Source organism: Streptomyces turgidiscabies Car8, from assembly GCF_000331005.1.
Taxonomy (GTDB): domain Bacteria; phylum Actinomycetota; class Actinomycetes; order Streptomycetales; family Streptomycetaceae; genus Streptomyces; species Streptomyces turgidiscabies.
The window spans coordinates 21,979-29,307 of the sequence record NZ_AEJB01000406.1; the positions used below are offsets into that span (position 1 = coordinate 21,979).

Annotated in this window: 5 protein-coding genes and 2 pseudogenes; 4 read left to right on the forward strand and 3 right to left on the reverse strand. The window is 65.9% G+C overall.

Features of this window, described 5'->3' with window-relative positions; all coding sequences use genetic code 11:
* The first annotated feature begins 41 nt into the window (after positions 1–41).
* Complete coding sequence (locus STRTUCAR8_RS29605) at positions 42–1,343, forward strand: MFS transporter (protein ID WP_006379781.1); 1,302 nt, start codon at positions 42–44, stop codon at positions 1,341–1,343.
* Positions 1,344–1,383: 40 nt separating this feature from the next.
* Here the strand turns inward: STRTUCAR8_RS29605 and STRTUCAR8_RS29610 are convergent, their stop codons facing one another.
* Both STRTUCAR8_RS29610 and STRTUCAR8_RS29615 read right to left on the reverse strand, forming a co-directional pair.
* Entirely contained in the window at positions 1,384–2,175 is a 792-nt protein-coding gene (locus tag STRTUCAR8_RS29610; protein WP_086025820.1) for a spermidine synthase, read from the reverse strand.
* Between the two features lie 159 nt (positions 2,176–2,334).
* Positions 2,335–2,724: pseudogene (locus STRTUCAR8_RS29615) on the reverse strand (EF-Tu C-terminal domain-related protein); the annotation flags it as partial.
* Positions 2,725–2,858: 134 nt separating this feature from the next.
* Here STRTUCAR8_RS29615 and STRTUCAR8_RS29620 point away from each other — a divergent pair.
* The 3 genes from STRTUCAR8_RS29620 (at position 2,859) to STRTUCAR8_RS52890 (ending at position 6,995) form a co-directional block, all read left to right on the forward strand.
* Positions 2,859–4,331 carry a recombinase family protein gene (locus STRTUCAR8_RS29620; RefSeq protein ID WP_006379767.1) on the forward strand — a complete coding sequence of 491 codons (1,473 nt, stop codon included), beginning with the start codon at positions 2,859–2,861 and terminating at the stop codon, positions 4,329–4,331.
* Between the two features lie 606 nt (positions 4,332–4,937).
* Positions 4,938–6,542 (forward strand): FG-GAP-like repeat-containing protein, encoded by a 1,605-nt coding sequence (locus STRTUCAR8_RS29625; protein ID WP_048818848.1) that lies wholly within the window; start codon positions 4,938–4,940, stop codon positions 6,540–6,542.
* 126 nt (positions 6,543–6,668) lie between these two features.
* Positions 6,669–6,995: a hypothetical protein gene (locus tag STRTUCAR8_RS52890; RefSeq protein ID WP_143666534.1), complete on the forward strand. Its 327-nt coding sequence runs from the start codon at positions 6,669–6,671 to the stop codon at positions 6,993–6,995.
* A gap of 53 nt (positions 6,996–7,048) precedes the next feature.
* Here the strand turns inward: STRTUCAR8_RS52890 and STRTUCAR8_RS29630 are convergent.
* Positions 7,049–7,329, reverse strand: a pseudogene (locus STRTUCAR8_RS29630) (ATP-binding protein); the annotation flags it as partial.

Consider the following 7,329-nt stretch of genomic DNA (forward strand, 5'->3'; position numbering starts at 1 on the left):
AATGGATTGGCAAGTCGGCGGTGGGCCGCGATAGTCGCCCGGTGACCTCCGTCGGCTCCCCCACCGCACGTCCACGCCGCCCCGACTGGGCGGGCCGCAACTACAGCCTCCTGACCGCATCGGCGGTCGTGACGAACCTCGGCAGCAACGGGGCGATGATCGCCGCCGCGTTCGCCGTGCTGGAGGCGGGCGGCGACGCCGGTGACGTGGGGCTGGTCGCGGCGGCACGGACGTTGCCGCTGGTGCTGTTCCTGCTGATCGGCGGCGCGGTCGCCGACCGGCTCCCCCGGCATCACGTGATGGTCGCCGCCAACGCCCTCAACTGCCTCTCACAGGCGGTGTTCGCGGTGCTGGTCCTGGTCGGCGAGCCACAGCTGTGGCAGATGATGCTGCTGACCGCCCTCGGCGGCACCGGGCAGGCGTTCTTCAGCCCGGCGGCCGAGGGCATGCTGCTGTCCTCGGTCAAGGGCGACCAGGCCGCCCGCGCCTTCGCGGTGTTCCGGATGGCCATGCAGAGCGCCTCGATGGGCGGCGCGGCCCTCGGCGGCGCCATGGTCGCCGTACTCGGCCCCGGTTGGGTCCTCGCGGTGGACGCGCTGGCGTTCGCCGTCGCCGGGGCGCTGCGCTCGTTCCTCGACGTGAGTCACATCCCGGCGCGCGAGCCGGGCGGCGGCATGCTCGCCGATCTGCGGGAGGGCTGGCGGGAGTTCGCCGGACGGTCCTGGCTGTGGGTGATCGTCGTCCAGTTCGCCGTCGCCAACGCGGTCATCGGCGCCGCCCAGTCGGTGTACGGCCCGCTCGTGGCCCGCGACAGTCTCGGCGGGGCCGGCCCGTGGGGACTCGCGCTGGCCACGTTCGGGGCCGGCACGGTCGCCGGCGCCCTGCTGATGACGCGCTGGAGACCACGCCGGCTGCTGCTCGCCGGCACCCTCTGCGTGTTCCCCCTCGCCCTGCCCGCCGCCGCGCTCGCCGTACCGGCGCCGATGGCCGTGCTCTGCGCGGTGATGTTCGCGACCGGCGTGACGCAGGAGGTGTTCGGCGTGAGCTGGATGACCGCGCTCCATCAGGAGATCCCCGAGGACAAGCTCTCCCGTGTCTCCGCGTACGACTGGTTCGGCTCGGTCGCGCTGCTCCCTCTGGCCACGGCACTGGCGGGCCCGGCGGAACACGCCTTCGGCCGCACACCGGCCCTGTGGGGCTGCGCGGCCCTGATCGTGGTGGTGACTGCGGCGGCCCTGTCCGTACGGGACGTACGCAACCTCACCCGACACACAAGGGCGACTCCCCGCGACTCGGCCCAGGAGGCGCCGGTGAAGGGCGAGTTGGAGAGCACCGGCGGCTGACACTCCATCCGCCGCCCTGAAGCGAGCCCGGCTCCGAGCCTCACCCGATCCCGAACGCTCCGTTCGGCGGCACCGGTGAAGGCACCGCATCCTCGTCCCGGACAGGTGCGGCGCCCCCGATGAACTCCCGTAGCGCGGGCCCGTGTTCGAGGCGGGCCGGAAAGGCGTCGGAGGCGACACGGCGGGCCAGGGCGGCCGGATCGAGAGGGTGGTGCGCGGCGACGAGCACCGCGTTGCCGAAACGCCGGCCCCGCAGGACACCCGGCTCGGCAATCAGCGCCAGATGCTCGAACACCGCTGAGAACGTCGCGAGTTGGGAGCGCAGAAAGGCGAAGGGCGCGCCGTCGGCCAGGTTGGCGAGGTAGACGCCGTCACCGCGCAGCACGCGCCGGGTCTCTTCGGCGTACGTCAGGGACGTCAGGTGCGCCGGAACGCGTGAGCCGCCGAACACGTCGGCGACGAGCACGTCGGCACTGTCGTCGGGGGCGGCTTCGAGCCAGGCGCGGGCGTCGGCCGCGTGCAGGGCGATGCCCGCGTCGGCGGGGAGCGGAAGGTGTTCGACGACCAGGTCGAGCAGCCCGCGATCGGCCTCGACGACGTCCTGCCGGGAACCGGGCCGGGTCGCGGAGACGTACCGGGGCAGCGTGAGCGCGCCACCACCGAGGTGCAGCACGTCCAGCGCCCGCCCCTGTTCGGCGACGGTGTCCAGGACGTGCCCGAGCCGACGCGCGTACTCGAACTCCAGATACGTCGGCTCATCGAGATCGACGTACGACTGGGGCGCCCCGTCGACCGTGAGCAGCCAGGCCCGCTCACGGTCGACATCGGGCATGAGCTTGGCAAACCCATGATCGACGGCACGGGAAACGGGTATCGACTCGTCGTTCACCCTCTTATTGTGCCTGGAAGAAGTGCCCCAAAGGGGCGCGGGGAACTGCGCGACCAGCCACAACGGCCCCGCACTCCCCCACGCACCCCAAATCGAACCCCCTCACTCCACGGCGGTCACGGTCCCGGCCCCCACGGTCCGCCCACCCTCACGGATGGCGAACCCGAGCCCCGGCTCCAACGGCACCTCACGCCCCAGCTCGACGATCATCGTGACCGTCTCCCCGGGCCGCGCGACAGCCACCTCACCGAGGTGCACATCACCCACGACATCCGCGGTCCGGATGTAGAACTGCGGCCGGTATCCCGTGGAGACGGGTGTCGTACGCCCACCCTCGCGCGCGGACAGCACATACACCTGCGCCGAGAACCGCCGCCGAGGCACCACACTGCCCGGCGCCGCGACAACGTGCCCGCGTCGCACCGCGTCCCGCGGCACTCCGCGCAGCAGCAGCGCCACGCTGTCCCCGGCCTGCGCCTCCTCCATCGGCTTCGCCACGTATAGCCAAACCACCCGACCAAGAGGGGTCGGTGCGGGCCCCGGAGGGAGGGCAGGCGGCGGCTTTTGCACCAGATTGAGCACCTAGGCGAACGCTCCCGAATCCGTACAATAGGGAGCACCCAACCATGCCGACCCTACTACCCGAAGTACCCGTATCTTTCCTCAACACCGCTATATATGCGCGGCTCAGCGAAGACCGCAGCGGAGAGAGTGAAAACGTCCGCATCCAGGTCGCGGAGTGCCAGGACTACGCCGCTGACAACAGCTGGCCAGTAGTCGGTACCTACTCCGACAACGACATCGGTGCATCCAAGTTCAGCAAGAAGCCGCGCCCCGACTACGTGCGGCTTCTCATGGCCGTCAAGTCCGGCCGCGTGAACATCATCCTCATCACTGAGGTACCCCGCCTGTACCGGCGGCTGGAAGAGTTGCTGTCCCTCATCCGCATGGCGGAGACAACGGCACTCCGGCGCATCCAGACCACGGATGGCATCAGCTACGACCTCTCAACAGAAGAGGGCGTGCACGCCGCCATCAACGCGGTGAACAACGCCATGCTGGAAGCCGCCCGCATCTCGAAGCGGGTCAAGCGCAAGCAACAGAAGAACGCGCAGGCGGGTAAGAACCACGGCGGGAAGCGACCGTACGGCTACGAGTCGGACGGCGTGACGCTGCGCGAGTCAGAAGCCGCCATCGTTCGCGAGTGCGCCAAGCGCTACATCAGCGGCGAAACCGTCAGTGACATCGTGCTCGACCTCAACAGCCGGGGCGTACCCGCTGCACAAGGAGGGAAGTGGCGCACCGAAAACCTGTCGCGCATCCTTCTCAAGAAGCGCTACATCGGGGTGCGGGAACACAACGGGATGGAGTACCCGGCGGTGTGGCCCGCCATCCTGACGCGCGACCAGTACGAACAGATGGCGGCCCGCCGAGTTGCCGCCGCTTCACGTGGTACCCGCAAGGGGAAACCCGCCCGGAGGTACCTACTCACCGGGGTGGCCTCTTGCGGTCGGTGCGGCAGCAAGATGACGGGTGCGGGCCGGACGGCCGAGAAAGACCGTGCTGCCCAACGTCGCTATCGCTGCCAAGCAGGGGACGGCCACGGCGGGACTATCGGGTGCGGGCAGTTGTACCGCGCCGCAGATCCACTCGAACTCCTGGTGACGGAAGCCGTCTTGCACGTCTTCGATGACCCGAAGGTAGCCGTCACCCTGGCACCTCCGGCGGATGAGCTGACGGTACGGGCGTTGGTGGACGAGTTCGAGCGGCGGAAGGCCAAAGCAAAGTCGCTCGTCACCGACTACGCCAACGACCTGTTGACGCGCGAGGAGTTCGCTCTAGCCAAGGGCATTGCCGCCGCTGCCGTAGAAGAGGCGCGGGAAGCGCTCAGCGAGTACCAAGACGCTCAGACACTGGCACTCGTACCGGCCGAGCAAACGATCCGAGAAGCATGGGCCACGGCCGGTTTGGCGTGGCGGAGTGCCGTTGTCGCACTGGTAGTTGAGCGCGTCATCGTGCACCCCGCCACTTCCGGCCGTGGCATGTGGCGCGGCTACAAGTTCAACCTGGAGTACATCGAGATCAGGTGGAAGGTGTAGCCGACCACGCTTCGTTGCGGCCCTGTCGGGCTTCTTCTGTATCCAGTGCGATGCGGACGAGGTTCGCCAGGGCCGCAATCGTGTCCGGGTCTGCCACCCTCTGGGGTAGTCCCTGCTCACGGCGGGAGTGGCGTACCCACGTGGCTATGTCGCTGTCGGGCAGAAGCATCACCCCCAAACCGGGCGGCTTCGACGAGTTGACCTGTCGTGGTGTCCATGGCACTACTGTCCGGCCGGTTGGCGGGTTGGGGTGGCAATGCCCTGGCAACGGCTGGTGACTGAGTAGTGCACCAGCCATCTTCGGGGCCAAATATTGCACTACCTCAACGTCGGAAAAGCCTGTACCTCAACTTGCTCATGCTTGCAAGGAAGTAAATATTCCTTCATATTACGTCAGCTGCCGCTTGCGCAAGGGAAATTAGCCCAGCCAGGAAGCAGGCGACCTTTCACATCTCTCCTTCGTGAATTCCCTGATGCCTCTTTGGGCTGCCCGCACAACGGTCAGCATCCGACGAATGAAGGGAGTGTGGAGTGAGAATTCCACACACGCGACCCCGGATGGGTCGCGCAAGACGAGGGCCTCTTGCGGCGCTTCTCGCGTTCGCGGTGTCCCTGCTCGTCGTCTTCACCGGCGTGACTCCGGCCAGTGCCACGGTCGGAACGAACGACTACCCGTCGTACCTGGCAAGTCCAGCAGGTGACGCACTGGTCGATCCGTGGCAGTTCTACAACCGCGAATGCACTTCGTTCGTGGCTTGGAGGCTGAACAACGACAACGGCGTGGACTTCACCAACAACATGGCCCACAACGGCGTAAACGGCCACTGGGGAAATGCCTACCAGTGGAAGAACAACGCCATTGCGCTCGGCTACACGTACAACGGCTCGCCGGCGCCGGGTTCCATAGGTTGGTACGACGTCAATTACCACGGCGCTGGGAGTGCCGGTCACGTGCTCTACGTGGATTCCGTCAATGCTACTGACGGTTCCATCGTGGCGGAGGACTACAACGGCTCAACGCCCATGTACAACTATCGGAAGCGCACCATTGCTGCCGGTAGCAGCGCCTGGCCGTCCGGCTTCATACACATCTCCGATGTGGTGACTCCGCCGCCGCCCCCGCCTCCGCCGCCGCCGCCCGCGTCCGACAACTCGGGTACGTTCCAGGGCGACTACAACGGCGACGGTAAGACCGACGTTGCGTCGTTCTACGACTACAGCGGTGGTCACTCGGCGCTGTTCGTCTGGATCGGAAACGGCTCCGGCGGCTTCGCCGCTCCGGTGAAGTGGTGGGACTCCGGCGTTGGTGGCTGGGATCAGTTCCGCACCAAGCCTTTCGTCGGCGACTTCAATGGCGACGGCAAGGCCGACGTCGGCGTGCAGTACAAGTACGACAACGTTTCAACCGCCATCTTCACCTTCACCTCGACGGGAAGCGCCTTCGGCTCTCCCGTGTCGAAGTGGAGTTCCGGCGGGGCCAACAGTTGGGACTGGGGACAGAGTTCGCCCGTCGTCGGTGACTACAACGGCGATGGCAAGGCGGATTTGGCCCTGATGTACGGCTACACCGGTGCCACAACCTCCCTCTTCGTGCTCAACGGCGACGGGGCGGGGAACTTCGCGAGTCCAGTGAGCTGGTGGAACTCCGGCGCAGGAAGCTGGGACGCTACTGGTGCCAAGCTCGTTGCGGGTGACCTCAACGGCGACGGCAAGACGGACTTGGAGGCGCTTTACAACTACGGTAGCGACCGTAGCGCGGTCTTCACGTTCCTTACCGGAAGCGGGGCGTTCAACGCACCCGTGAAGAAGTGGGACTCCGGCGCGTCCAACACCTGGGCCTGGTCGTACAGCAAGCCGCTCATGGGTGACTTCAACGGCGACGGTACTCCCGACATGGGCGTCGTCTACGGCTACCCGACCACCGAGCGAGTCGTTCTGTACGTCTTCGATTCCACGGGCAGCGGCAACGTTGCTGCACCGAGAACCGGCTGGGACTCAGGCGAGCATTCGTGGGGCTACAGCCAGATCAAGCCTTTCGTCGGTGAGTTCACCGGCGACACCAAGGCCGACATCGGCATGTACTTCGCGTACGAGGGCGACCAGACAGCTCAGTTCCTCTTCGCATCGAACGGCTCGACATTCGGCTCCCCGGCGAATACCTGGGACTCGGGCGCGGGCAACTGGAACGGGCTCGGCATGAAGATCGCCTAAGCAACAGCGGCGATCCAGAGGCCGGGGAGGCTACAACCTCCCCGGCCTTTTGAATGCCTGAAGTGCAATTAATCTAGGAAATAATTAGACCATGGCTTACGATATTGAAATAACCTGAGTATCCATATGGAGAAGAAAGCAGAAGCAACCTGGGACGAGCGGCATCCTCGCTGGGTCGTGGCCGCCGCAATTGCCATGGGGCTTGCCGCCCTGGGTGTGCTTTCCGGCTATGCGTTTCCGCCTGACACGCCCGAGTCGAGACAAGAGCAATACTGGCGAGCCGAAATAGAGTGCCACGATCGCCCTTACATACTTCTAAACTCGCACGGAATTATCATCAAGCCTAGCGACTACATAGGGCCGGACGATCCGGGCTACCAAGACGCCTATAAGACAGCTATAACGCCACACACGAAGGCGTCCTTCGCCTGTAAAACTGGCATCGGCTACTGACTCGCTTACTAACCGGAAGCGAGGGATTGCAGCACAGAACGTAACATGGCCGTGATGTTGCAGCCGCCGGTGTCGACCCCGACCTCGCGGATGATCGCGATGCCGATGTCACGCAGCCGCTGGTACTCGCGGTCGGTCAGCGTCATCGAGGGCGCGACGGTGATCGAGTCGCCGGTGTGCACGCCCATGGGGTCGAAGTTCTCGATGGAACAGACGACAACCACGTTGTCGTGCTTGTCCCGCATCAGCTCCAGCTCGTACTCCTTCCAGCCGAGGATGGACTCCTCCAGGAGCACCTCGGTGGTGGGAGACAGGGTCAGGCCCTGGCCGGCGA

What these genes read in the sequence shown, in the direction of transcription:
- STRTUCAR8_RS29610 (WP_086025820.1), bottom strand. Translation starts at nt 2,175, where the DNA reads ATGCCCGATGTCGACCGTGAGCGGGCCTGGCTGCTCACGGTCGACGGG.
- STRTUCAR8_RS29620 (WP_006379767.1), top strand. Translation starts at nt 2,859, where the DNA reads ATGCCGACCCTACTACCCGAAGTACCCGTATCTTTCCTCAACACCGCT.
- STRTUCAR8_RS52890 (WP_143666534.1), top strand. Translation starts at nt 6,669, where the DNA reads ATGGAGAAGAAAGCAGAAGCAACCTGGGACGAGCGGCATCCTCGCTGG.